A 22,101-nucleotide genomic window follows, 5' to 3' on the forward strand; every position below is an offset into this window, starting at 1 on the left:
ATTAAACAATAGGAGCCAAAGTTTTGGCTTTAATTTTCGCAAGTAATTTACCTAGATGTGGTTCCTCAACCATATTCAGGCAGCCACTGCGATCTTTAGCTGGGTATCCCCAAGTATTAATAGTCTGACAGACAAATGAACGTTTCTCTGTACCATCATCTTTCTTGATTCCAACCATGCTGATTACCTCATCAACTATCCCTGGAATCTCACTAGCAGTTTTAGCTCCTTCACATTGAGGTAGCCAAGTTGGACGATTGCAGTCATCGAGATATTGACCTAATGTGCCAACTATTATGATGTCTTTATCTCTGATATGTTGAAACTGATTGAGCCAAGCCATCATCTCTTGCGCAAGTATTCCGTAAGCAGCTCTCATGTCTTGCTTTCCACTTCTCTCAGAAAAAGCTTCCGGTTGCATTTTTGCCCATAAGAGACAAAGACGTGATGCTACAGTGATGCTATCAATAAAAATACATCGATATTTAGAAAACTCTTCATTGTATTTACTTGATACGTGCTCATAGTGTCTTTGGCTATACGCTTGATCAGATTTTAGTGCAGGGTTCGGACCACCAATTAGGCAGGCAATATCCCGAGCTTGATTCCAAGTACGAACACTAATTGAATCTCCCTGCCAATCTTGAACAGCAAGCAGACCTGCTTCAAAGTCAAGACATAGTGTTGGTTCACTTATAGTCTTTAAGAGGCTGGTTTTACCAATACCGTAAGGACCAAAAATTACTACTTTTATTCCTGTAGTTGTTTTCAATCTTTCATTATTGTTTAGAATTTTAAAAGTCATTTATTCACCTCAATGGTATATGTTATATATTCAGGAAAGGTAGAATTTATGTTCAATTTTTCTTTTTGCTCTTGTAGTAGATGGAAGAGAGTTTTATACGTATTTTTCTTATCATAGTATTTAAAGTAGTTCTTGATATGTTGTTCATCTTAGCAACTTCATATAAGTTAAAGTACTTGAGTTGTTCGCATATCTTTTGCATCTTTCTTGGTAGCGTTGAAATCATGTAATCTACATCAGTACGTTTCGCTACTTCATCTTCAAAAGCTTCTGTTTTCTCAATATTGACATAGTTATTAATATTGCGCTTCATACATAGTTGTTTCTCCAATAAGTTATTGGCACGACGTTCAGTTAATCTTGCTACAAAAGTGTTAAAGCTACCTTTACTTTCATCATATCTATCAAGATAAGTCCAAATTTCACAGAAAAGTTCTTGCTCAAGATCTTCATGAGTTTCATGAGCAAAGCATTCAAAAAGTTTTAATCTCTTAGCTTGATACCGTATATTTTGAACAACTATGGCAGTTTTTAGTTTCATAACTTTTCCCTAAAACAATTAATGCTTTAAGGATGAGAACTTACAGGTCCACTTTGTAGGACAGGGGCAAAAATAAATAATACAGATGCAATTTTTAACCTATTGATATTCTATTGTTTTTTTTTCGAGAATAATACAGTTCGATTTTTAAATAATACTGCAACAAAAAATTAGGCAAAAATTCATTTTTTTTGGACAAAAATTTTCCAAATCCTGAATATATATTATATAAGCCTTTCAAACTCATCACAGGTGTCAATTCTTACACAATCAGGAAGAGCAGCAATAGCAGCAAGTATAAAAGAGCAGCCGATACATCTTGCCTGGGGAACAGGTGATGCAGGTTGGGAAAGCAATCATAAAGTAGAAAAAACTTTTGCAGCTGATAGCGAAATCAAGCTTGATCACCATCCCATTAAAGACGTAAAAATTTTTATCAGACAAACAACTTATCAGCCAAGTATAGATTATATAGTTGAGAGTAGTACTGGTGTTATTCAGCGCACAGAAAATAGCTCTATTGTAGAGAATAGTACAGTTACTATAGAGTACGTTCAAAGCACACCACCGGAGCCTATTACTTCTCAAAAACTACTCAATGAACTTGGCAGACGTACTGCAGACGAAGTTCTCTTCTGCAAAGGTGATGAAAACGGCGAACTTATAACTCCTTCTGGAAGGTTTAAATCTTCCGCTGTACCAACCAACAATCTCTACCTTAAATTTACTTTCGATTTCACGGACGCAGCAAATCAAGTTATACGGGAATTAGGGGTTATGGTTGGTACTAAAATAAAAGAAGGATTACCTGAAGGACAGAGATATTTCGAGCCAAAAGACGTGGAAAATCCTGGGATTTTGTTAGTTTTAGAACACACCGTACCACTTATCAGAACATCTGCAACTCGGGAAACTTTTTCATTTGTTGTAACTTTTTGAATTTTTCTAGCATAAAATGACTTTAAACGCCTATTATAACCGCTTTAATCCTGACAAAGAGTACGAAAAAAGTTTGTTCCTGGCAGGAAGAGGTCTACAATCTGCAGAATTAAACGAAACCCAAGAATATGCTCTCTCTAAGCTTAAAGGCATAGGTGATGCAATATTTCGTGATGGTGATGTTATAACAGGAAGCAATTGCATCATAGATGGGGAAAAAGTTACACTTGAGTCAGGAAAAATCTATCTTCGTGGAGCGGTGAGAAAGGTAGAGGCAAAAGAGTTTGTTATCCCGCTTAATACTACAGTTCGCATAGGTGTTTATTATCTAGAATCTACAATTACAGAACTTGAGGACGAAAATCTTCGTGATCCTGCAGTTGGTACACGTAATTATCAAGAAGTAGGCGCTGCAAGGCTTAAAGTTTCCACCATTTGGGGTTATCAAGCAGAAGGTCTTTCTCCACGTTTTTCTGAAGGAGAATTTTATCCAATTTATAACATTGAAAATGGAGTATTAATAGAACATTCACCGCCACCACAAGCAAACATAGTAACTACAGCTCTTGCTCGTTATGATAAAGAAGCAAATGGATCTTACGTAGTAAACGGTCTAGAAGTAATTTGTTTGCAGAGAGAAGAAGGGGACGAAAAGGGGAAAAAAATATTTGTGATTAATGAGGGCAAAGCTCATGTTGATGGCTATGAGATTGAACTTCCTCACAGTATTCGTGTTTCTTTTGATGAAGATCCGGATATAAAATCAGTTGAATCAGAACCACATACTTTTCAGCCAAATAGCCAAAGAGTAATGGAACTTAAAGTTAATGATTTTCCAATAAGTGAAATTAAAAAAGTAGATATAACCGTTCAAAAAACCATTACCATTACTCACGGTTCATACTCAGGAGCTGTTGATCCAATACCTGACTCTGCGGTACTTGAGATTATTCAAATTAAACAAGGTAATGTTATTTATGAAAATAGTATAGATTACAAATTAAACGCAGGAAACGTCGATTGGTCATTACCTGGTAAAGAGCCAGCTCCTGGAAGTAGTTATCAAATAACTTACCACTGTCGCACTCATGTAAGTCCTGAAGATATAAGTGAAGAGGGATGTAAAGTAAAAGGAGCAGTTGATAACAGCTTGGTTCTGATTGATTACACCTGGAAAATGCCCCGCTTTGATTTAATTACTATCGATAGCAAAGGAGCAGTAAGGAGAATAAAAGGTATAGCTCACCCTTGGCGACCATCAATGCCTAAAGCACCTAGCGGACAACTTTTGCTCTGCTACATTCATCAGACATGGAAAAACGGAGAAAAAGAAGGGATAAAAATAGTGAATAATGCTATTCATGCTGTACCGATGAATGAGCTTGAAGCAATGAAAAAAGGAATAAATGATCTTTATGCTCTTGTTGCACAGGAACGTCTACGCAGTGATGCAAATTCAAGAGAACCTACCACCAAAAAAGGAATATTTGTTGATTCATTCTTTGATGATGATATGCGTGATCAAGGAATTTCGCAGTCTGCAGCAATAGTAAATAGAGAGCTAGTTCTGCCAATAGATGTAGAAGTTGCAGATATTGAAAAAGGTGGGGAAAGATATCTTTTGCCTTATAAACTTGAACCGGTACTGGAGCAGCTTTTACAGACCAAAGGAGAAAAGATCAATCCATATCAAGCTTTTGATCCAGTCCCGGCACAAATTACTCTAAATAAAAACATTGACCACTGGACAGAGGTTACCACGAATTGGAAAAGTCCAGTAACTAGAGTGTTTAATACTAGAGAAACAACAGAGCTATTGTCAAGTAATTCTTATGAAACTGAATTTATGCGAGAAGCAGTACAGAATTTTGAGATCGAAGGTTTTGAGCCAAATGAAAAGCTCAAGGAGGTGAAGTTCGATGGTATCTTCATTCAGCCTACTGCGTAAGAGGTAAAAATATGCTCACAGCTAACAACCAGGGAAAATTAAAAGGAAGATTTACCGTTCCTGCTAATATTCCAGCAGGTACTAAATTAGTACAATTTTATGGGGATAAAGGAAGCTATGGAGAGACAACTTATACTGGTAAAAAAACTATTACTATAGAAGAAAGAAGAAGAGTTATCGCAGCAAGAAGAATTGACCCTTTAGCCCAAACATTTACTTTAAATGAGAGCAGACACATAGGAGGCCTAAACTTATGGTTCACAAATAGCGGCAAAAAACGTGTTGTTGTGCAGATTAGAGAAACAGCAGTGGGAATGCCCTCGCAGACTGTCATTGCTGAAAGTTATATTGAGCCAAAAGATATAAAGATAGATGGCACAGCAACATGTATAGAATGGCCACCAGTGTTTTGCCATGCAGGAGAGGAGTATGCAATAGTACTGCTTACTGATGATCCTGGTACTGCAGTAAAGATAGCAGAACTTGGCAAATATGATGCAGTAAATAGCCGTTGGGTAACAAGTCAGCCATATCAAGTAGGAGTATTACTTTCATCTAGCAATGCAAGCACCTGGACTCCACATCAAAATTTAGATTTAACGTTTCGACTACTAGCTGCAAAATTTAGCGAAAATTCTCACGTTATTGATCTTGGTAAAGTTACTGCAAATAACGTATCAGATTTAATTGTTTTGACGAACGTCGAAAAAGTAGCATTTGATACCAATGTAGAATTTATTCTGACAGATGAAGAAGGAAAAGAAAATTTTCTATCTGATAACTTGCCGCTCGCGCTGCGTGAAAGACTATCTGGAGAGCTAACAGTAAAGGCAAATTTAAAAGGGTCAAAAGAAAAAAGTCCAGTGCTATATCCTGGGTTACAGCTAGTTATGGGTAATATAGGGGAAAAAGGAGATTATGTAACTAGAAGCATTACAGCAGGAGCTAACACTAAAATCACCATAACGTATGATGCGCTAATACCTGGCACTGCAGATGTTAAAGCATATGTACAAAAAAACGTGGATTGGCAATTAGTAAATTTAACATCAGGAAAACCAATTGGAGAAAGCTGGGTGGAGAGAACTCATGTACTGACAAACTTTAATGCTAATGAGACAAGGATAAAATTAGTTTTAAGTGGAACAGTTGTTTATCGCCCTAAGGTAAAAAATCTCAGAGTGATTGTCACATAATGACTGTTGACCAAACCAAACGAGGATATCCACTGCCTCATCCAGAAAATATTGCTGTGCAGGATGTTGTTCGTATCCGTATCACAATTGAGAAAATAGATGAAGATATTACCGAAAGAGAAGATGAGCATAATCAACTAAAAAATAATTTTAAACGATTTAGATTTGAAACTTTTTTGAATTTTTGGGAATGAAAGAAGCAATAGAAGCGTTACATCAAAGGATAAAGGATTTAGCAGCAAACAGCACACCTGATCAACTGGCATATCTTGCAAAATCACTGGAATTGATAGCAGATAAAAAAGCTATTGCTGACATTGTGCAGATGACTGAAGTAAAAGGAATAATTGATGCACTACAAAAAAGACTTAAGGATTTAGCAGAAAACAGTACTCCAGATCAACTAGCATATCTTGCTAAAGCACTGGAATCAATAATCGGCAAAAGTTCAGTTTCTGAAATTGTACAGATGACAGATGGTAAGCTAAAAGAACTTCTTGATAGTGCAAAAAAACACTTAACTGATCTGGATAATAAAAAAGCTAGTTCTTTAGCAGTGATCTCTGAATCAGAGAAGCAGTTATTAAAGAGAATTGATGAAAAAGGAACAACAAATTTATCGCTACTTGATACAAGAAAGAATGCCAATATTGCAGCAATAAACAGTGTTGGCGATGATCATAAAGATGGTCTTAAAGGTTTAGTGAATAACTTCCGTACTGTTAATGATGTACCAAGTGGCTCATCAATCATGAAAGAAGTAAGAAATCGTCATATGATTGAACCTGGAGCATTACCTTTTTTATTTGGTGTACTAAGTAGAAAAAATAATTACTTTGGCCACGGAACTTTTACAACTGAGCTTGGTCAGTGGAGTAGTGATGTAACAAAAACAGACTATATGCTACAACTACTAGCAGGTACTCACACATATGATACAAGCTATGTTAGTTTTTATCGGCCAAGACAACTCAGTTTTTTAGAGGGAAGCAAAGGTACATTTATCTATGGAGAATTATACCCAAGATTCATGTATGATGGATTTTCTGAGCAATTCAATATGCTGAAATACCCTTATGCTGCATTGGGAGTAATATTCGTAAAAAACACAAGCAATGTAGATATAAGTAAAACTCTAAACTTTGTTGGATCTGCAATGTGGTATAAAGATGAAGTTAATTATGGAGGAGCAGGATTATTTATAGGTACACCTGATAAAACTAATACAAGGAAGTCAGAGATTTCGAGAATTACTTGGGCACGTATTTACCAGCATGAAATTAACAGTCCTGAATTTATTGCATCAGGTAACATAATCATTCCAGCAGGAAAAACTGTTACAGTGTTACTTTATACGTCATCCAATCTTCACTCAGGGGGTGAAAGAGTTGGTGAGACACCTGAGTTCTTTGAAAGTGAGCATACGTATAGCACAATCTATGGTCAATTTATTCAGTGGGGAATATATAACTTTCGCAGCAATTTTCTAACCACAGGACTTGAGGTGGACGTAGAGAGAACGCTAAGAGCTTGGCAATGCCCAGGATTAGATGCCACTCATAAAATTTGGAATTAAAAACGGAGAAAACCAATGCCAATTTATATTAGATTTGAACATAACAAACAAGTAGAAACAACAACGCTTGAAAGTAAGCCAATTGGAAATGATTGGTATGAAGCGCCAAAGAATTTTGACTGGCAAAAAAGTTATTGTTTAACAGAAGGAGAGAAAATTGTTGAAAGGAATAAGGAAGATATTGAGCTGGAATTATTGGAAAATGCAAAACTTTCTGCACTTTCTAGTCTCCGTACTTATTATAATAACTATACTCACCAATACGCAGGATATTCTCATCAGAAGCTTAAGTCGTACGAAATACAAGCAAAAGCCGCAGAAAACATTCTAGCAGCACCAGAATCTATAGACGAAAAAGATGCAGAAATTATAGAGCCATTAGCAAAAGTACGTGGTATTACAGTTACTGAAATGGCAAGAATCATTGAAGAAAAAGTAAAAAAAGCAGTAAAAGAAATAATGAAATGTGAAGAGTTGGAAGACATTACCAAGAAGAAAATTGCAGAAGCCAAAAGTGTAGAGAACTTACTAAACGATTTTAAACAAAAGATGCAAAGAAATGGTTGAAGAATTTTTGCACGGAGTAAATGTTATTGAGGTAACCTCAGGAGCAAAAACAGTACGTGCAGCTAAATCATCAGTGATAGGTGTAATTGGTACTGCACCTGAAGCTGATGAGCAAAAATTTCCACTGAATAAACCGGTACTGATAGCAGGAAGCTTAAAAGAAGCAGCAAGACTTGGAAAGAATGGAAGTTTACCTTCTGCAGTAAATGGAATATTTTCCCAAATCGGTGCAACAGTAGTAGTTATTCGAGTTAAAGAAAGTGAAAACAGCGATTCAAAGCTCAAAGAAAGTGAAACTATTCAAAGTATAATCGGTGGAGTTGATAAAGAGACTGGAGAATATCAGGGAATTGAGGCATTTCTCAGCAGTGAAAGTATAGTCCATGTTGCGCCAAGAATATTAATTGCACCTCAGTTTACTCATCAGTTACCTGAAATAGATGGAGTAAATCCAGTAGTGAGTGCTTTAATTTCCATAGCAGAAAAATTAAGAGCAATTATTGTTGCAGATGGACCAAATACCAATGATGAAGAAGCAATAAAATGGCGAAAAAGCATCAGTAATTCAAGAGTTTACGTAGTTGATCCATGGGTTAAGGTGTTTGAAGGGGAAGAAAAACCGGCAAGCCCATTTGTAGCAGGTTTAATAGCTAAAATAGATAGCGAGCAAGGATTTTGGCATTCACCTTCAAATAAAGAGATAAATGGTATTGTTGGAACAAGCAGGCCTATTGATTTTACGCTCGGTAATACAAATTGTAGAGCAAACCATTTAAATGAAAATGAAGTAACAACGATAATTCATCAAAATGGCTATAGGCTTTGGGGAAATAGGACATGTTCAAATGACTCAAAATGGGCTTTTTTGTCAGTGAGAAGGACTGCAGATTTAATTAACGATAGTTTACTTCGAGCTCATTTATGGGCAGTTGATCGCAATATTACCAAAACCTATATAGATGATGTGATTGAGGGGGTAAATTCTTATTTGGCCAATTTAAAAGCACAAGGAGCGATTATCAGTGGAAAATGTTATGCAACACCAGAGCTCAATACACCGGCAAACATTGCAAGCGGGAAAGTGTATTTTGATTTCGAGTTTACACCACCATATCCAGCAGAACAGATTACTTTCAGGTCACATCTTGTGAGTGGTACAATATTATAAAAAGGGGAGAAAGAGATGTTACCAAAGATTTTAAAGAATTTTAATGTATTTGTTGATGGTCGTGGTTATGCAGGAAAAATAGATGAAATTACCCTACCAAAACTTACCATAAAAACAGAAGAGTATCGTGCTGGTGGTATGGATATTACAGTAAATATTGATATGGGCATGGAAAAGATTGAAGCAGATTTCACTTTTTCTGAATACGATACAGAACTCTTTAGGCTATTTGGTCTAATAAATGGGAATTCAGTAGCTTTGACGCTCCGTGGTGGAATGCAAGGTAGTGGAAGTAATGATATTGAAGCAGTAATAATCAATTTAAGAGGCATTTTTAAAGAATTTGACTTTGGTAACTGGAAACCTGCTGAAAAAGCAACGCTGAAGTGTACTGTAGCTGCCCATTATTATAAACTTACGATAGGTGGTAATGAGCTGATAGAAATCGATGCTGAAAATATGATTAGAAAGATAAATGGTGTTGATCAAATGGCCTTGCTGCAAACGGTTTTAGGTATTTAGGTTTAGTTTTAAAAAGATTTTAGAATTTTATTTTTTAGGAGAAAGTATGACAACAGTAAAACTTGATAATCCAATAACAGTTGATGGAATTTCTGTCTCAGAACTTACCGTTAGACGTCCAAAAGTTAGGGATTATCTAGCTATTGAGAGACTTAATGGTAGTGACCTAAATAAGGAAGTAACTTTGACTGCCAATTTGACATCAGTTGCAAAAGAAGCAATTGAAGAGTTAGATATTGCTGATTATGTGAAAATTCAAGAAGTATTAAAGGATTTTTTTTCACCGATTATCCAAAAAACTTGAGATTAGAAATACTAGTGCTTGGCTCTATCATAGGTGGTGGAGTTGAGCACATTCTTGATATGGAGATTAGTGAGTTTATTTTATGGAGCAAATTAGCTAGGGAGTTCAAATGTCAGTATTATCGATAAAAATAGGTGCGGTACTTGATGGCAGTTTTAATACTGTAATAAAGGGAAGCAGTGGTCAACTTACCCGTCTTGGTGAGAATATAAGAAAGCTTGATTCATCTTTAAAATCAGTATCAAAGTTTAAGCAGTTGGGTAGTGATGTTTTAACTAGCAGAAGGTCATGGAAAGGTTTTGAGGATCAGGTAAAATCTTTAGCTAAACAAATGAAAGCAATAGAGAAACCAAGCAAAACTTTAAAAGCTGAGTTTGACAAGGCCAAAACCTCCGCAACAAAAGCAAAAGAGGCATACTTAAGAAAGAGAGATGCTTTGCATTCATTCAATGAGGAAGTAAGAAAAAGTGGAAGAAATATTAAGTCATTAGTAAGTGATCAATATAAACTTGGTTCTTCTATTGAAGTGCTAAAAGGTAAGTATGGTAAGCTTGGGTCTGCAATACGTAGTCACCAAAGTTTTTTAGCAAGTAAGACACATTTTAAGTCACAAATTATAGAGACTATTGGACTAGGGCTTTCACTTGCAGCACCAATTAAAGTTGCTATTGACTTTGAAAGTGCTATGGCTGATGTTACAAAAGTAGTTGATTTTGATGAAAAGACAAAGGAATCTGATAAATTTGCAAAAAAGTTAAAAGAGATGTCACGTACTGTACCATTATCAGCCGCAGAACTGGCACAAATAGCTGCAAGCGGTGGTCAACTTGGTATCAAAAAAGAAGATCTTTTCAAATTTACAGAAACGGTGGCAAAAATGTCTACAGCATTTGATATGTCTGCAGAGCAAGCAGGTGATTCCATAGCTAAACTCTCTAACGTTTATGGAATTGATGTTAGTGAAATGGAGCACGTTGGTAATGTAATCAACCACTTATCAGATAACACTGCTGCTAAAGCAAAAGATATGGTTGAAGCTCTAGCAATAGTTGGTGGTACTGCAAAGCAGTTTGGATTAAAGTTTGAACAAACCAGCAGTTTAGTAAATGCTTTCATTAGTTTAGGCAAACAACCAGCAAAAGCTGCAACTGCTATAAATGCTTTACTTTCTAAGCTTCAAACTGCTGAAGGACAAGGAAAAGAATTTAAGGCAGCGCTAGAAGAAATGGGTATATCCACAGAAGAAATGGTGCAAAGAATAAGTGAAAATGGGGAAGAAGCATTACTCTACTTTTTTCAAACTCTAAAGAAAATGGATAATCAGGAACGTTCTACAATCCTGATGAGACTTTTCGGTCAGGAATATCAAGATGATATTGCATTATTAGCTGGAAGTTTTAATAAGTATGAGGATGCAATAAAGTTATTGGCTAACACAGAAAAGTACGGAAGCTCTCTGCAAAAAGAATTCAAAAATCGTGCAGACACTACAGCCAATAAATTAAGACTCCTTCGAAATGCAATAGCTGAAGTTGGTATGAACCTGGGCTCGGTGATGCTGCCTACTTTAAAATTTATAGCTGAATTTTTACAAGAAAAAACTAGATATATAGCAGAGTTTGCAGAAAAATATCCAACCTTAACTACAGCAATCATGGGAACTATAGCAGCTTTAATAAGTTTAAAAATTGTAGCAGTAGGACTAGGATACGGATTTACATTGCTAGGAAGTACGATTTTTAGTCTGAAAGCAAACCTACTTGGAGTATTTTCATTTTTATCAGCTACAGTTTTTCCTGCAGTAGTAACAGGACTAAGAGCAATAACACTCGCTATAATGAGTAACCCGATTGGATTTTTAATAGCAAGTCTTGTTACTGGTGCAGCTCTTGTTGTGACTAACTGGCAAAAGGTGAAAGACTTTTTTTCTAGCTTTTTGGAATACATAAAATCACTCATTAAACCTATAGGAGAAGCCTTTTCATGGATAGAAAATACAGTTAGTAGCATATTTGCTAAAAATAGTCCACTGAAAGAATTTGAAAAAAGAAAAAGTATTGTTACTGAAATAAAAGCAGTACATAATCCCCTAAAGAGTAATATTCTCAACAGTGGAAATCCTTTGCTAGGTAACAGTATAATTAAAGAATTTTCCAATAGAAATCAGAATAGCTTCAGAATCAAAAGCCTTATTGAGGAGAAAAAGTTTACAGAGAGTGATAATGATAAGATATTTGCAAAGAGTAAATTTGAAAATAAAGAACAAAATAAAACTCAGAACATCACTAATAATTATACTATCAGCATTAAAGCAGAGCCAAATCAAGATGTTCGTAGTCTTGCAGATGAAGTAATAAAAAGGATAAGAGAAAAGTCACGTGATGTTTTATTTGATACCATAGACTCCGTTTATTAAAATGTTGTCTCTTGGCCCTTATAAATTTGCTCCAACAAGTTTAAAGTATAATAGAGAAAATCGTTGGAGTACAATTGAGTGTATTGAAAATATGCCACTATTACAAAATATCGGTCAAGGTATAGAAGATATAGATTTAGAAGGAACGATTTATCTACATAATCTCAATGGGCTAAATCAATTAAAGAATATGAAAGAAGCTGAAAAACCACATATTTTAGTAGATAGTTTAGGTAATATTTTAGGACAGTTCGTAATTACCAGGTTAGAAGAAAAGCAGATGTATTTTTTACCTAGTGGACTACCAAGAAAAGTTGAATTTAGTTTGAGTTTGAAGAGCTATAGATGATTATATATTACTTAGCCAAAGAAGGAGAAATGCTAGATCTGATTTGCTGGAAACATTATGGATTTACGGATGGAGTAGTGGAATTAGTACTAGCAGAGAACTTAGGTTTGGCAGAATACGGAAGCTTTTTGCCTGCAGGATTAAAGATAAAGCTTCCTACTATTCAGAAACCAGTACAAAAGTCAAAATTAAAGGTCTGGGAATAAATGCAGCCAGATTTTATAATAGATAAATGTGAATCAGTTAAAGATAGAGTCATATCATTGCGCCTTACCGATGAATCTGGGACAATAGACGATGTAGTTGAAGTACATGTTGATTATAGGGACAAAGACATAGATATTCCTAATGAATTGAATATTTCTTTAGGGTACAGGGAAATCGGAGTAATGCCAATGGGTGTATATACAGTTAATGAAATTACGGTGCAGAGTCCACCTAAAACCTTACTAATAAAAGCCCATGCAACAAATTTAAGACTGTCATTAAAAGAGAAAGTATCTAAGGAATGGCATCAAATTACTTTAGGTAACTTGGTTAAGGAAATAGCAGAAAAGCACGGATATGGGTACGGAGTTGCAGAAGAGTTTGAAAATGTGTTGATTCCACATATTAACCAAATAGAAGAAAGTGATATAAGTTTATTAACAAAAATAGCAATAGAATACGGAGCAATGGCAAAGCTAGCTGGCGGATACATACTCTTTATTCCCAAAGGCAAAGCAAAGTCGGCAACTGGAAAAGCTTTAGGAACAACAGCTATTAGACCTCAAGACACGATAAATTGGAAAGTGCATTTTACCGTGAGTAGGTACAACTCAGTGGTTGCAAAATGGCATAGCTATGAAAAGGGTGAAACTATATCAGAAACAGTTGGCTCTGGTAGTCCAAGTTATACCATACAAACGCTTTACTCTAATGTAGAATCAGCACTAAGTGCAGCAAATGCTAAGTTAAAACAACTAAAGCGAAATAATGCAGTATTGGATATCACTATGCCTGGTAATCCAGAACTATTTGCAGAGGCGAAACTTAGCTTGTTAGGGTTTCATCAAGATATAGACGGTGAATGGATAATTGACAGAGCAGAACATGTGTTAGATAGTTCAGGTTATCGCACTGTGTTATCAGCATCAACGTTAAGAAAAAATCAGTAAACCAAATGTTTAATGTTGAAAAAAGTATTGAATATGAACAGAGACTCAAGAAATAAGCTACATTTTTGGTGGTTTATAGTAACAGTAGTATGTGTTATTATTACCTATTGCTATACGAAAGCAAAAGCTACAGATAATTATAAAACAATATTGCGGATTGCATCTGAAAATTGTAACTTAGAAATTGCGAAGTTTTCAGTAAAAAATTTATTAGATATAGATACGCAAATTTTTAAACTTACTACACTACATTATGCTGCAGGAGAAGGATGCTTAGAAGTTGTCAAATTTCTGATAGACGAAGGAATTAATGTAAATATTATCAACGGGTATGGAAGTACAGCACTTCACAATGCTGCGTATCGAGGGGATTTAGAAATCATAAGGTTTTTATTGGAGAAAGGTGCAAATCCTACAATCAGAAATAAAGATGGAAAAAACCCAAGAGATGTAGCTGTGCTAAGATCACGGCACAATAAAGATAAACCATACGATGAAATTATACACTTGCTCTATAATGCTGAAAAGGAACACAAATCTGAGCAGTATAGCTCTTTTTACAATAATCCGAACAGACCATAATATGCTACTGGTCTGCTATAGCCATAAACACATATCTTATCGCATTCGGACTATTACAAGAAAGGCTATAATATTTCGTAACTGGGAAACAATAGGAAATATTTATACATGTCAAGTTTAAGATAATTTTTTTAGATTGATCCATAAATTACTAACCTTATTACTCAATTTCTAAAATAGTTTTTTCCATTTTCCTTCTTATGCCGCTTGCACTTAACTTGACGCTTATGAACACTACCAAACAAGAAATAATTGAAAGTCTTTTATTATACAATCAGGAAAAGCATGCAAAAACAAAAAATCCCAATCACAGTAATAATAACGATGGTAATACAGACCATAGCAACAATTTGGTGGCTCGCCAAGCTAGACTTACGGGTACACATGCATGATAAATTTATAGAGCAGAACAATGGATTGGCCGTTACGGTATATCGTCTGGAAGAACGGGTAAAGAATCTTTCTGAGGAATTGGATGAACTTAAAGCTGATTTAAAGTAATTATTCTTCTACTTTTGGTGTGTAAGCATCAGATTGAGATTGACGATCCTTCCAGTTTTCGATGTATTGCTCAACTAATTGAGGATCCCCTGTTATAATCAGTAGATTCTCAGCATTTCTTGATTCAGCTGCATAGGTGAAATTAAAAGAGCCAGTTATTATTTTGTTATCATCAATAATCATTATTTTACTATGAGCAATCGCTGGTTTAAAGTCTACCCAAATTGGGATTTTTTGCTCAAACAGCTCATTGATAACACTATACTTTGAGCTAACTTGCGATTCGTCGAGAATAACCATGACATCAACTCCACGCTTTTTAGCTTGAACCAAGGATTCAGCAATAGGCTTCGAGGTAAATTGGTATGCCTGAACCAACACGGATTTTTTAGCATGACCCACAGAATCAATTATTAGATTGGTGCAATTTTCTCTAGGAGTGAAACATACAGTAGTACTTGGACAAGAAACACAACCTGATAAAAGCAAACAAGTTAAAAAAATCAATAAATATCTAAACATGGCCAAATATATTCTTTCAGTCGACGGTGGAGGCATAAGAGGTATTATACCTGCTATTGTTCTAGCTGAAATAGAGTATAGAACAAAAAAGCCAATCTCTCAAATGTTTGACTTAATGGTCGGAACTTCTACAGGTGGTATTATCGTTGCCGGATTATGTAATAAACAATACTCTGCTCTCGACTTAGTTGATCTCTATCAGAAAGACGGGTCACATATCTTTAAGTCTTCATTTTTCAGAAGATCAATATTTTCCTGGCTAAATTGTGCACAGTATTCATGCAAAAATATTGAATGCGTTCTGAATAGATATTTTGGTGATTCTACTCTTGCAGATGCAACAAATAATTTAATGCTTACAAGCTACGATATTAAGAACAATTATCCCTTCTTCTTTAAAAGCTGGAGAGAAGATAGAAATTTTATCAAATTGAAAGATGCATTACGATCTACAACTGCAGCACCTACTTACTTTGCACCTAAATATCTTAAAATCAACCAAAAGGAAATGGTATTAGTGGATGGCGGAGTATTTGCAAATAATCCAGCGGCTTGTGCATATGCAAGTGGTAAGAGGTTATTTCCAAATGATGATATTATAATTTTATCAATTGGTACTGGCAGAACAGATAGAAGCATAGAGTATTTTAATTCAAGGAGATTTGGAAAAATAGGATGGATCAAGCCACTACTACATGTGATGTTTGCTTCAAGTTTAGATGCAGTAAATTACCAACTTGATCAAGTTATAGCTGATAAATATATACGCATACAATCGCAATTGAAAATAGCATCACCTGACATGGATAATATTACATCAAAAAATATCAAATCTCTGCAGGAGGAGGCAAAGGCAATGGTAGAGGACAATCAAAAAGTGATAGAAAAATTCTGTATAGAAATATTAAATATATAACTATTCTCTCTAATATTTTAATATATTATTTATGAGTCAGTAAACTACTGCTGTTTTTAACCCAGATTAAGTTTTGAAAGCATAATTTTCAAGCTCCTCAATAGATAAATCTGTTATTTTAGAAATAGCATCAATAGAAACGTCCAACATACGTAGATTATTCGCAACTTTTATTGCCTCTGCTTTGTAAATCTTTTCTTTATAAATTTGCTTTCTTTGCGATAAAAATTCTACCCATATGCCTAGTTCATCTCGTGATTCTTGATTGTCAATTTTTTTAGACTCTTTCACCCAACTTAATAGCTCGTTTTCTGCTTTGCAATTATCTTCTTCATACTTCTTCATCAGATCTTCAGCATTCACTGATAACTTCTCTGCTATTTCCCATAATCTTTCACTTAAAATAGTAGCACTCCCTTGTTCATAGTGATGTATCTGTGAGGGTCCTACATCTAGCTTTTTTGCTAATTCTTCTTGAGTATACCCTCTTATTATTCTCCATTTTTTTATCTCTTGTCCTTCGTTTGAATGCTCAGAGCCTTTTTCCTCATCATATTCATCAATTGACAAACCAGTTCCCCGATAGATAATATCAGTATCAAACCCTACTTTCGCTAAGTTCTTGGCCATGCTTACCCTTGCAGCTTTTACATTATTTTCCTCTTCAGCTTGAATAAACCCAGTTAAGTCGCGAATCAACTTGCATGATTCTTGTCCCTTTATTTTTGCTATAAAGTTGTACATCCATTCTTTGTTAAAAGAACAACTTTCTCTCAGTACTTTTTGTCTAGGAAATAAGCTACCAATGTGAACTGATAATGCTTCCGCTATGACTTTTAATTTTTCAGTTGGAATGCCACATGTTCCTTGCTCATATCTTAGTAATGTATGATATTTTATGCCTGTTTTCTCTACTAAATCTTTTAGGGTATACTTTTGTTTTAATCTCCAGCTTCTTACTTTTTGTGCTATTTTATATCTTATAGAGATATTTGCCATATCGTAACAATTTTACCGAAATAAACCATCTGTTATTTTACTATAACCTAAAATTTAGCTTATAAAGAAGTTGCAATTTTGTGGTTGTAAGTAAGAAGGGAAGAAAACCCTCCCCTCCTCATTGTTTAAAGTTTCCGGGAAGTTTCTTTACTACCTCCACACACCTTATCAACCCATGATAATGTTTCACTATTACTAATTGCCTTTATTTCTTCTTTTGCCTTTTCTTTATTCCACTTGCCACTCCTAGGGAAACTTCCTTTTTCTACCGCTTCTGTGACTGTCATTCCTCCAAAAAAGCAACCTTTTCCTATATTTTCCCCTTTTTTTTGTAGTTCAGACCACATTTCTTTATCTGCTACTCTGACCTCTACTTGACTGTCATTTTCCGCATTATGGTATACTACAATTTTTAGGCTACCAATACTTGTAGGAAATGTTATCTCAAAAGCACTATTGTCAGACACATCAACGTAATTCCTCTCACCTTCTTTTTCACTTCTAACTTCAACCTTACTATCTCCTATTTCTATAACATCACCTCCTAATTTTACCTCTCCTGTGGTTAATCCTAAATTTTTTGTACCTTCCAATACCCTTGCAATATTTACCTTACTATTTTCAGAAAATTTCATAAAAAACGTCTGATTATCCATTTCCACGTCTTCTATGATTCCTTCATTTTCAATGGCACTTTCACCGATTTCTCTCAGTTCTTTAAGCCACTCATCTATCTGTGGACGAATCTCTTGATACAGTTTGTTATGCATTTCACTTATTCCCTTATCCTGCAATAGATCGTAACTAAATATTGCTCCATTTAGCATCAATTCACATATCATGTCTTCCTTTTCATTTTCTTTGCATTTAATCAAAGGCATTTTCGATATTACTGTATCAGCAAAACTCTTCTGTCCTTCGCTATACGCATTTATCCTGATTCCAGAACTTAATGCTTGGTCTATAGTTTTGTTCAGTTCTTCCACGCTTTTTGCCTCTACTACTCTACTTTTAAACCATCTCAATTCTGCATTTTCACTTGCACTTGGCTCTATCTTACTTAAAGATGGAATAAACGGATTTTGACGATTTGAAGATTTTTTGTTATAAACTCCACGTCCTTCTCCAAGATTGATTGATTTTTCAGAAACATCGCTAGGGGAAGGCACACCTTCAGGCTTCTCAAACCTGCTTTTATCATCAAATATTTTCGGATCAGTTTCGTCTACAAATATAGGCTGCTGATTTTTTTTGCCAGTACGCCTTATACCTTCAATAGCACTATATAGTCCTTTTGGTAATTTTTTAGAATCAATGATTAACTCATAAGTATTTCCATCCATATCATCAAATGATACTGTTTTTTTAGTAGTCATATAGCCTCCTATTAAGCATGTTATTCAAGTCTACAGAGCAACTTATTGCTTTATGATTAACTTAATACGCAAATTATAAAAAGATCTTGTATATCTTGCAACTATTTATAATAAAAGAATATATTTTTAGGACTTTTATTCTTTAATTACAACTTAATATACAAACTATACAAAGATCTTTTATATTTTGTAATTCTCCAATACAGATTCTTGACTAAGTTTTTTTGCTACTGTGTAGTAGCCAAACTTCTCAAGCAATTGAAATTTGGTTTATAACAGCTCTCTTTCCTTAAAGCTGCAGTATCCTTTGTCTGTCATAATAATGTGATCCTCTAGTTCAATTCCCACTCCTTGACATGCTGACACTAATTCTCTAGTCATTACTTTATCATCTTCTGATGGTTCTAAACTCCCTCCTGGATGGTTATGAGCTAATATTATTGACGCTGCTTCCATTGATAATGCCTTTTTTACCACTTTCCTTTCAGACAGGTGTACTTCATCTATTGTACCAAAATACACTTCATCTCTTATCAGACGGTGCTGTTTATCCAAGTATATTATCTGGACAGCTTCTTTTGCTGAAAAGCCTATGTTTACCCTTACATACTCTATCAGCTTTTCTTGGCTATCCATTACCGGGCCTCTCTTTAATCCTTCTCTGAGTGCTCTTTTATAAGCTTCTTTTACACATTCAATTGCTGCAGCTGCATGTTCAGTCATTCCTTCTATCATTTTCAGATCATCGATTTCTCGTCCTAAAATTTCTCCTATTCCTGGGCAATTATCCATTAGAGTTTTAGTAACATCTTGTGCTTGCTTTCTGTCATGAACTGCTCCTAGAAGCACTGACACTATTTCACGATCAAATAGAGCACTTCCTCCTCCACTCTGTAATACTCTCTCTATTTCTTCTGTAAGTTTTTCACTATTATTCATAAAATATACTCCTCGTTAATAACAAATTGTTTTTAATTATTTACTGCTGTTTTTTATCAGCATTGGCATAGAGCCATAGCTTCCGAGTGAAGTCAAATCAATTTTTCAATCTTTTTTACTTACTTTTTTATGAATAGGTAAAGATATTAATACATATTTATTTTCAAGTTATGTAAAAAGGTTGTTGTTAATCAATTATTTTAGAAATAACATCAGTAGAAAAACCTAACTGAAGTAAATTATTTGTAACTTTCATTTCCTCTACTTTATCAATCTTCTCTTTGTAAATTTGCTTTCTTTGCAATAAAAATTCTACCCATATATTTAGCTCATCTCGTGATTCTTGATTGTCAATTTTTCTATATTCTCTTGCCAAACTTAATAATTCATTTTCTCCTTCACCATCTTCATAATTATCTTCTTCTTTTATCAAATCTTCAGCGTCCACTGATAATTCCCTTGCTATTTCCCACAACCTTTCACTAAAAAGAGTACCGCTACCTTGTTCATAGTGATGTATCTGTGAGGGCCCTACATTAAGCTTTTTTGCTAATTCTTCTTGCGTATACCCCCTTATTATCCTCCACTTTTTTATCTCTTGTCTTCCGTTTGGCTCGTATCTCTCTTTATCAGCATATTCTTCGGTTGATAAGCCTGTTGCTCGGTAGATAATGTCATTATCAAACCCTGCCTTAACTAGATTCCTTGCAATTCTTATTCTTGCTGCTTTTGTATTACTTTCTTCCTCAGCTCGGATAGATTTGGTTAATGCATAAATTGCTTTGTGTCCTCCTGTTTTTTCTATGAAATTATACATTTCCTCGGTCTTAGCTTTGTCAAAACAACTATCTTCTTTTAGTACTCTTCGCCCAGGAAAGAGATTTCTAATAGGAATTGATAACGCTTCTGCTATCACTTTTAGCCTTTCAATTGGAATGCCACATGTTCCTTGCTCATATCTTAGCAGTGTATGATAGTTTATGCCTGTTTTGCCTACTAAATCCTTCAGGGTATATTTTTGTTTTAACCTCCAGCTCCTTACTTTTTGTGCTATTTGGTATCTTAGAGAGATAGTAGTATACTTTGCCATACAGAAATAAATATTATACAGGGTAATATAAATTTGCTACCAATGCCCATTATATAGAACAATAACGAGTATACCAAAGCAAGAGAATAGCAAAGTAAAGTTACTCTCTGTACAATGATGGTATTGGAATTAGAATAGAAAAAGCTATTTAACATTTTATTTCTCTTTTATAAAAATTGACTTATTTATAAATATATGTAATAATTTAATTTTTATAGGAGTAAGATATGAACCATTCACAGTTTTCAGAAATATACAATAAATTAAAGGAAATATTGACTCAAGGCATCAAAGATACGGAGCAGATAAATGACAAAATTGAACAAAATATAAAAGGCACACCTGAATTTGAAGCATGGAAAAAAAGTGGTTTTAGTTTAGATTATGTGTTTAAAGTTGGAGAAGAACACAAAACTGAAAACGCATTCTTGATACGTGCTTGTCAAAACTTCGATGTAGAAGTGGTAAAGCTTTTACTAGATACAGGGGCTAGTGTTAACGTAATAGCTGGAGAAGATAATCCTTTTACTATTATTATTGAGAAGTTATATGGTAAGGAAACGCCTAATAAGGAAAGGGCAGAATCGATACTGAATTTACTATTACCAAAATTAACATCTCATGTTCAGGAAGGAAAAGAAAGTGTAAATCTTACAATAAAAAAAGCCGTTGAGCGTGCCAATTTAAAGGTATTCAACGAGCTGAAAAATGCAGGAGCTAATTTTAATATAGAAGTGTGCGCAGGACGTCCTCTATTACAGTGGGCTGAAATGCATAAGGAAAGTACTAATTCAGAAGACATGGACAAGATAATAAATTATCTAACCACTCCTTCAAAAACAGCAGAAGAGGTTAAACCTTCTGTCAGAATAGATACTTCGGAAAAGAGCGATGCAACCTTCTGGAGTAAACACAAAGGAAAAATAGCTCTAAGCATTGTTACACTATTTGCAGCTGGTGCTGTTACAGCATTTATGTTCGATTTATCTATAGTTGCATTGGTTTTAGTAGCTTCAGCAGTAGTTACATTAATGGCTATTGGTATTGACAAAATTTGTGAAAAGAGCCCAAATACAGAAATTGATAAACCATCTGCTACTTCAGACAGGGCACTAAATCAGACTGTTAGTTAATAATTTATAATCACACCTCAGCAATGCTCTGCTGGGGTCTGACTATGGAAATTCTAGAGTAGAAATACCAAAATCATGTTATATCATAAGCTTTTGTTGTTCGAGAGATAACATGAGCAGAAACTCCTTCCTTAACTAAACCCTTTGCCACCTCTATTTTTACTGCCTTTCCACTTTCTTCCTCACTAATACGGATGAATTTAGTTAATAAATAAAACGTTTCACGTAATTCTTGATCCTTAATCTCTCTATGTCTTCTTACTAACCTCTTCTCCCTCATACCCTTTCTCATTTGATACTTCTTGTCCGCAAGCTAGATCTCTAGCAATTGTTAATAATGCTTCTGCTAATTCATATAACTTCTTAATTGAAATTCTGCGCGTTCCTTTTTCATATTGCAGTATTACCTGATAGGTTGTTCCGATTTTTTTGCTAAATCTTTTTGAGTATACCCCTTTGCTAATCTACGATTTCTTACTTTTTCTTCTATCTGATACCTTATAGAGATATTTGCCATAAATATTATACAGGTTAATACTAACAAATAAAGATATA

Annotated in this window: 25 protein-coding genes and 1 pseudogene; 18 read left to right on the forward strand and 8 right to left on the reverse strand. The window is 34.8% G+C overall.

Annotated elements, in window-relative coordinates:
• Position 1: 1 nt before the first annotated feature.
• Positions 2–805: an ATP-binding protein gene (locus tag OOL05_RS00810; protein WP_264377111.1), complete on the reverse strand. Its 804-nt coding sequence runs from the start codon at positions 803–805 to the stop codon at positions 2–4.
• A 52-nt stretch (positions 806–857) separates the two neighbouring features.
• The gene (locus tag OOL05_RS00815) at positions 858–1,346 is read right to left on the reverse strand and encodes a sigma-70 family RNA polymerase sigma factor (protein ID WP_264377110.1); all 489 of its coding nucleotides are present in this window, start codon (positions 1,344–1,346) and stop codon (positions 858–860) included.
• 252 nt (positions 1,347–1,598) lie between these two features.
• On the opposite strand from OOL05_RS00815, the gene OOL05_RS00820 reads away from it, so the two are divergent.
• The 16 genes from OOL05_RS00820 (at position 1,599) to OOL05_RS00895 (ending at position 14,571) form a co-directional block, all read left to right on the forward strand.
• The gene (locus tag OOL05_RS00820) at positions 1,599–2,285 is read left to right on the forward strand and encodes a hypothetical protein (RefSeq protein ID WP_264686082.1); all 687 of its coding nucleotides are present in this window, start codon (positions 1,599–1,601) and stop codon (positions 2,283–2,285) included.
• A 16-nt stretch (positions 2,286–2,301) separates the two neighbouring features.
• The gene (locus OOL05_RS00825; RefSeq protein ID WP_264690044.1) at positions 2,302–4,233 is read left to right on the forward strand and encodes a DUF4815 domain-containing protein; all 1,932 of its coding nucleotides are present in this window, start codon (positions 2,302–2,304) and stop codon (positions 4,231–4,233) included.
• Positions 4,234–4,244: 11 nt separating this feature from the next.
• A complete protein-coding gene (locus OOL05_RS00830; protein WP_264377107.1) occupies positions 4,245–5,429 on the forward strand; it encodes a hypothetical protein in 1,185 nt (394 codons plus the stop codon).
• Positions 5,429–5,623 carry a hypothetical protein gene (locus OOL05_RS00835; RefSeq protein WP_264377106.1) on the forward strand — a complete coding sequence of 65 codons (195 nt, stop codon included), beginning with the start codon at positions 5,429–5,431 and terminating at the stop codon, positions 5,621–5,623. The genes OOL05_RS00830 and OOL05_RS00835 overlap by 1 nt, the downstream gene beginning before the upstream one ends.
• Positions 5,620–7,005, forward strand: a complete 1,386-nt coding sequence (locus OOL05_RS00840; RefSeq protein WP_264377105.1) for a hypothetical protein — start codon at positions 5,620–5,622, stop codon at positions 7,003–7,005. Before OOL05_RS00835 ends, OOL05_RS00840 begins: the two co-directional genes overlap by 4 nt.
• Before the next feature lie 15 nt (positions 7,006–7,020).
• Complete coding sequence (locus OOL05_RS00845) at positions 7,021–7,572, forward strand: hypothetical protein (protein ID WP_264377104.1); 552 nt, start codon at positions 7,021–7,023, stop codon at positions 7,570–7,572.
• Positions 7,565–8,740, forward strand: coding sequence for a phage tail sheath subtilisin-like domain-containing protein (locus tag OOL05_RS00850; protein ID WP_264377103.1), 1,176 nt, complete (start codon positions 7,565–7,567; stop codon positions 8,738–8,740). The genes OOL05_RS00845 and OOL05_RS00850 overlap by 8 nt, the downstream gene beginning before the upstream one ends.
• Before the next feature lie 15 nt (positions 8,741–8,755).
• Positions 8,756–9,262 carry a phage major tail tube protein gene (locus OOL05_RS00855; protein ID WP_264377102.1) on the forward strand — a complete coding sequence of 169 codons (507 nt, stop codon included), beginning with the start codon at positions 8,756–8,758 and terminating at the stop codon, positions 9,260–9,262.
• Between the two features lie 46 nt (positions 9,263–9,308).
• Complete coding sequence (locus tag OOL05_RS00860; RefSeq protein WP_264377101.1) at positions 9,309–9,566, forward strand: phage tail assembly protein; 258 nt, start codon at positions 9,309–9,311, stop codon at positions 9,564–9,566.
• A complete protein-coding gene (locus OOL05_RS00865) occupies positions 9,563–9,694 on the forward strand; it encodes a hypothetical protein (protein ID WP_255565541.1) in 132 nt (43 codons plus the stop codon). Before OOL05_RS00860 ends, OOL05_RS00865 begins: the two co-directional genes overlap by 4 nt.
• Positions 9,676–11,982 (forward strand): phage tail tape measure protein, encoded by a 2,307-nt coding sequence (locus OOL05_RS00870; RefSeq protein WP_264730422.1) that lies wholly within the window; start codon positions 9,676–9,678, stop codon positions 11,980–11,982. Before OOL05_RS00865 ends, OOL05_RS00870 begins: the two co-directional genes overlap by 19 nt.
• A gap of 1 nt (position 11,983) precedes the next feature.
• Positions 11,984–12,331, forward strand: coding sequence for a phage tail protein (locus tag OOL05_RS00875; protein ID WP_264730424.1), 348 nt, complete (start codon positions 11,984–11,986; stop codon positions 12,329–12,331).
• The gene (locus OOL05_RS00880) at positions 12,328–12,537 is read left to right on the forward strand and encodes a tail protein X (protein WP_208571687.1); all 210 of its coding nucleotides are present in this window, start codon (positions 12,328–12,330) and stop codon (positions 12,535–12,537) included. The genes OOL05_RS00875 and OOL05_RS00880 overlap by 4 nt, the downstream gene beginning before the upstream one ends.
• The gene (locus tag OOL05_RS00885) at positions 12,538–13,488 is read left to right on the forward strand and encodes a contractile injection system protein, VgrG/Pvc8 family (RefSeq protein WP_208571686.1); all 951 of its coding nucleotides are present in this window, start codon (positions 12,538–12,540) and stop codon (positions 13,486–13,488) included.
• Positions 13,489–13,521: 33 nt separating this feature from the next.
• Positions 13,522–14,070: an ankyrin repeat domain-containing protein gene (locus OOL05_RS00890; protein WP_264730426.1), complete on the forward strand. Its 549-nt coding sequence runs from the start codon at positions 13,522–13,524 to the stop codon at positions 14,068–14,070.
• Positions 14,071–14,355: 285 nt separating this feature from the next.
• Positions 14,356–14,571 (forward strand): hypothetical protein, encoded by a 216-nt coding sequence (locus tag OOL05_RS00895; protein ID WP_264730428.1) that lies wholly within the window; start codon positions 14,356–14,358, stop codon positions 14,569–14,571.
• Here OOL05_RS00895 and OOL05_RS00900 read toward each other — a convergent pair whose 3' ends face one another.
• Positions 14,572–15,093 (reverse strand): phospholipase D family nuclease, encoded by a 522-nt coding sequence (locus OOL05_RS00900; protein ID WP_264730430.1) that lies wholly within the window; start codon positions 15,091–15,093, stop codon positions 14,572–14,574.
• On the opposite strand from OOL05_RS00900, the gene OOL05_RS00905 reads away from it, so the two are divergent.
• Positions 15,092–16,009, forward strand: a complete 918-nt coding sequence (locus OOL05_RS00905) for a patatin-like phospholipase family protein (RefSeq protein WP_264730432.1) — start codon at positions 15,092–15,094, stop codon at positions 16,007–16,009. The genes OOL05_RS00900 and OOL05_RS00905 overlap by 2 nt on opposite strands.
• Before the next feature lie 66 nt (positions 16,010–16,075).
• Here the strand turns inward: OOL05_RS00905 and wmk (OOL05_RS00910) are convergent, their stop codons facing one another.
• From wmk (OOL05_RS00910) to wmk (OOL05_RS00925), 4 genes are all read right to left on the reverse strand, one after another.
• On the reverse strand, positions 16,076–17,008 hold the full coding sequence (gene wmk / locus OOL05_RS00910) for a WO male-killing family protein Wmk (protein WP_264730434.1): 933 nt from the start codon (positions 17,006–17,008) through the stop codon (positions 16,076–16,078).
• A gap of 125 nt (positions 17,009–17,133) precedes the next feature.
• Positions 17,134–18,384, reverse strand: a complete 1,251-nt coding sequence (locus OOL05_RS00915; protein WP_264730436.1) for a hypothetical protein — start codon at positions 18,382–18,384, stop codon at positions 17,134–17,136.
• A gap of 270 nt (positions 18,385–18,654) precedes the next feature.
• Positions 18,655–19,323: a JAB domain-containing protein gene (locus OOL05_RS00920; RefSeq protein WP_264730438.1), complete on the reverse strand. Its 669-nt coding sequence runs from the start codon at positions 19,321–19,323 to the stop codon at positions 18,655–18,657.
• A gap of 187 nt (positions 19,324–19,510) precedes the next feature.
• Positions 19,511–20,413 (reverse strand): WO male-killing family protein Wmk, encoded by a 903-nt coding sequence (gene wmk, locus OOL05_RS00925; protein WP_264730440.1) that lies wholly within the window; start codon positions 20,411–20,413, stop codon positions 19,511–19,513.
• A gap of 227 nt (positions 20,414–20,640) precedes the next feature.
• Between wmk (OOL05_RS00925) and OOL05_RS00930 the strand changes: the two genes are divergently transcribed.
• Positions 20,641–21,546, forward strand: coding sequence for a hypothetical protein (locus OOL05_RS00930; RefSeq protein ID WP_264730442.1), 906 nt, complete (start codon positions 20,641–20,643; stop codon positions 21,544–21,546).
• A 94-nt stretch (positions 21,547–21,640) separates the two neighbouring features.
• On the opposite strand, the pseudogene OOL05_RS00935 reads toward OOL05_RS00930, so the two are convergent.
• Positions 21,641–22,063 (reverse strand): annotated as a pseudogene (locus OOL05_RS00935) (helix-turn-helix domain-containing protein); the annotation flags it as partial.
• Positions 22,064–22,101: the final 38 nt, after the last annotated feature.

This window comes from Wolbachia endosymbiont (group B) of Episyrphus balteatus (assembly GCF_947250575.1).
Lineage (GTDB): Bacteria > Pseudomonadota > Alphaproteobacteria > Rickettsiales > Anaplasmataceae > Wolbachia.

Coding starts and splice junctions, on each gene's coding strand:
- OOL05_RS00920 (WP_264730438.1), bottom strand. CDS start 19,323: ATGAATAATAGTGAAAAACTTACAGAAGAAATAGAGAGAGTATTACAG.
- OOL05_RS00845 (WP_264377104.1), top strand. CDS start 7,021: ATGCCAATTTATATTAGATTTGAACATAACAAACAAGTAGAAACAACA.
- wmk (WP_264730434.1), bottom strand. CDS start 17,008: ATGGCAAATATCTCTATAAGATATAAAATAGCACAAAAAGTAAGAAGC.
- OOL05_RS00905 (WP_264730432.1), top strand. CDS start 15,092: ATGGCCAAATATATTCTTTCAGTCGACGGTGGAGGCATAAGAGGTATT.
- OOL05_RS00835 (WP_264377106.1), top strand. CDS start 5,429: ATGACTGTTGACCAAACCAAACGAGGATATCCACTGCCTCATCCAGAA.
- OOL05_RS00830 (WP_264377107.1), top strand. CDS start 4,245: ATGCTCACAGCTAACAACCAGGGAAAATTAAAAGGAAGATTTACCGTT.
- OOL05_RS00855 (WP_264377102.1), top strand. CDS start 8,756: ATGTTACCAAAGATTTTAAAGAATTTTAATGTATTTGTTGATGGTCGT.
- OOL05_RS00870 (WP_264730422.1), top strand. CDS start 9,676: ATGTCAGTATTATCGATAAAAATAGGTGCGGTACTTGATGGCAGTTTT.
- OOL05_RS00895 (WP_264730428.1), top strand. CDS start 14,356: ATGCAAAAACAAAAAATCCCAATCACAGTAATAATAACGATGGTAATA.
- OOL05_RS00840 (WP_264377105.1), top strand. CDS start 5,620: ATGAAAGAAGCAATAGAAGCGTTACATCAAAGGATAAAGGATTTAGCA.
- OOL05_RS00825 (WP_264690044.1), top strand. CDS start 2,302: ATGACTTTAAACGCCTATTATAACCGCTTTAATCCTGACAAAGAGTAC.
- OOL05_RS00930 (WP_264730442.1), top strand. CDS start 20,641: ATGAACCATTCACAGTTTTCAGAAATATACAATAAATTAAAGGAAATA.
- OOL05_RS00900 (WP_264730430.1), bottom strand. CDS start 15,093: ATGTTTAGATATTTATTGATTTTTTTAACTTGTTTGCTTTTATCAGGT.
- OOL05_RS00890 (WP_264730426.1), top strand. CDS start 13,522: ATGAACAGAGACTCAAGAAATAAGCTACATTTTTGGTGGTTTATAGTA.
- OOL05_RS00810 (WP_264377111.1), bottom strand. CDS start 805: ATGACTTTTAAAATTCTAAACAATAATGAAAGATTGAAAACAACTACA.
- OOL05_RS00815 (WP_264377110.1), bottom strand. CDS start 1,346: ATGAAACTAAAAACTGCCATAGTTGTTCAAAATATACGGTATCAAGCT.
- OOL05_RS00915 (WP_264730436.1), bottom strand. CDS start 18,384: ATGACTACTAAAAAAACAGTATCATTTGATGATATGGATGGAAATACT.
- OOL05_RS00885 (WP_208571686.1), top strand. CDS start 12,538: ATGCAGCCAGATTTTATAATAGATAAATGTGAATCAGTTAAAGATAGA.
- OOL05_RS00875 (WP_264730424.1), top strand. CDS start 11,984: ATGTTGTCTCTTGGCCCTTATAAATTTGCTCCAACAAGTTTAAAGTAT.
- wmk (WP_264730440.1), bottom strand. CDS start 20,413: ATGGCAAAGTATACTACTATCTCTCTAAGATACCAAATAGCACAAAAA.
- OOL05_RS00880 (WP_208571687.1), top strand. CDS start 12,328: ATGATTATATATTACTTAGCCAAAGAAGGAGAAATGCTAGATCTGATT.
- OOL05_RS00850 (WP_264377103.1), top strand. CDS start 7,565: ATGGTTGAAGAATTTTTGCACGGAGTAAATGTTATTGAGGTAACCTCA.
- OOL05_RS00860 (WP_264377101.1), top strand. CDS start 9,309: ATGACAACAGTAAAACTTGATAATCCAATAACAGTTGATGGAATTTCT.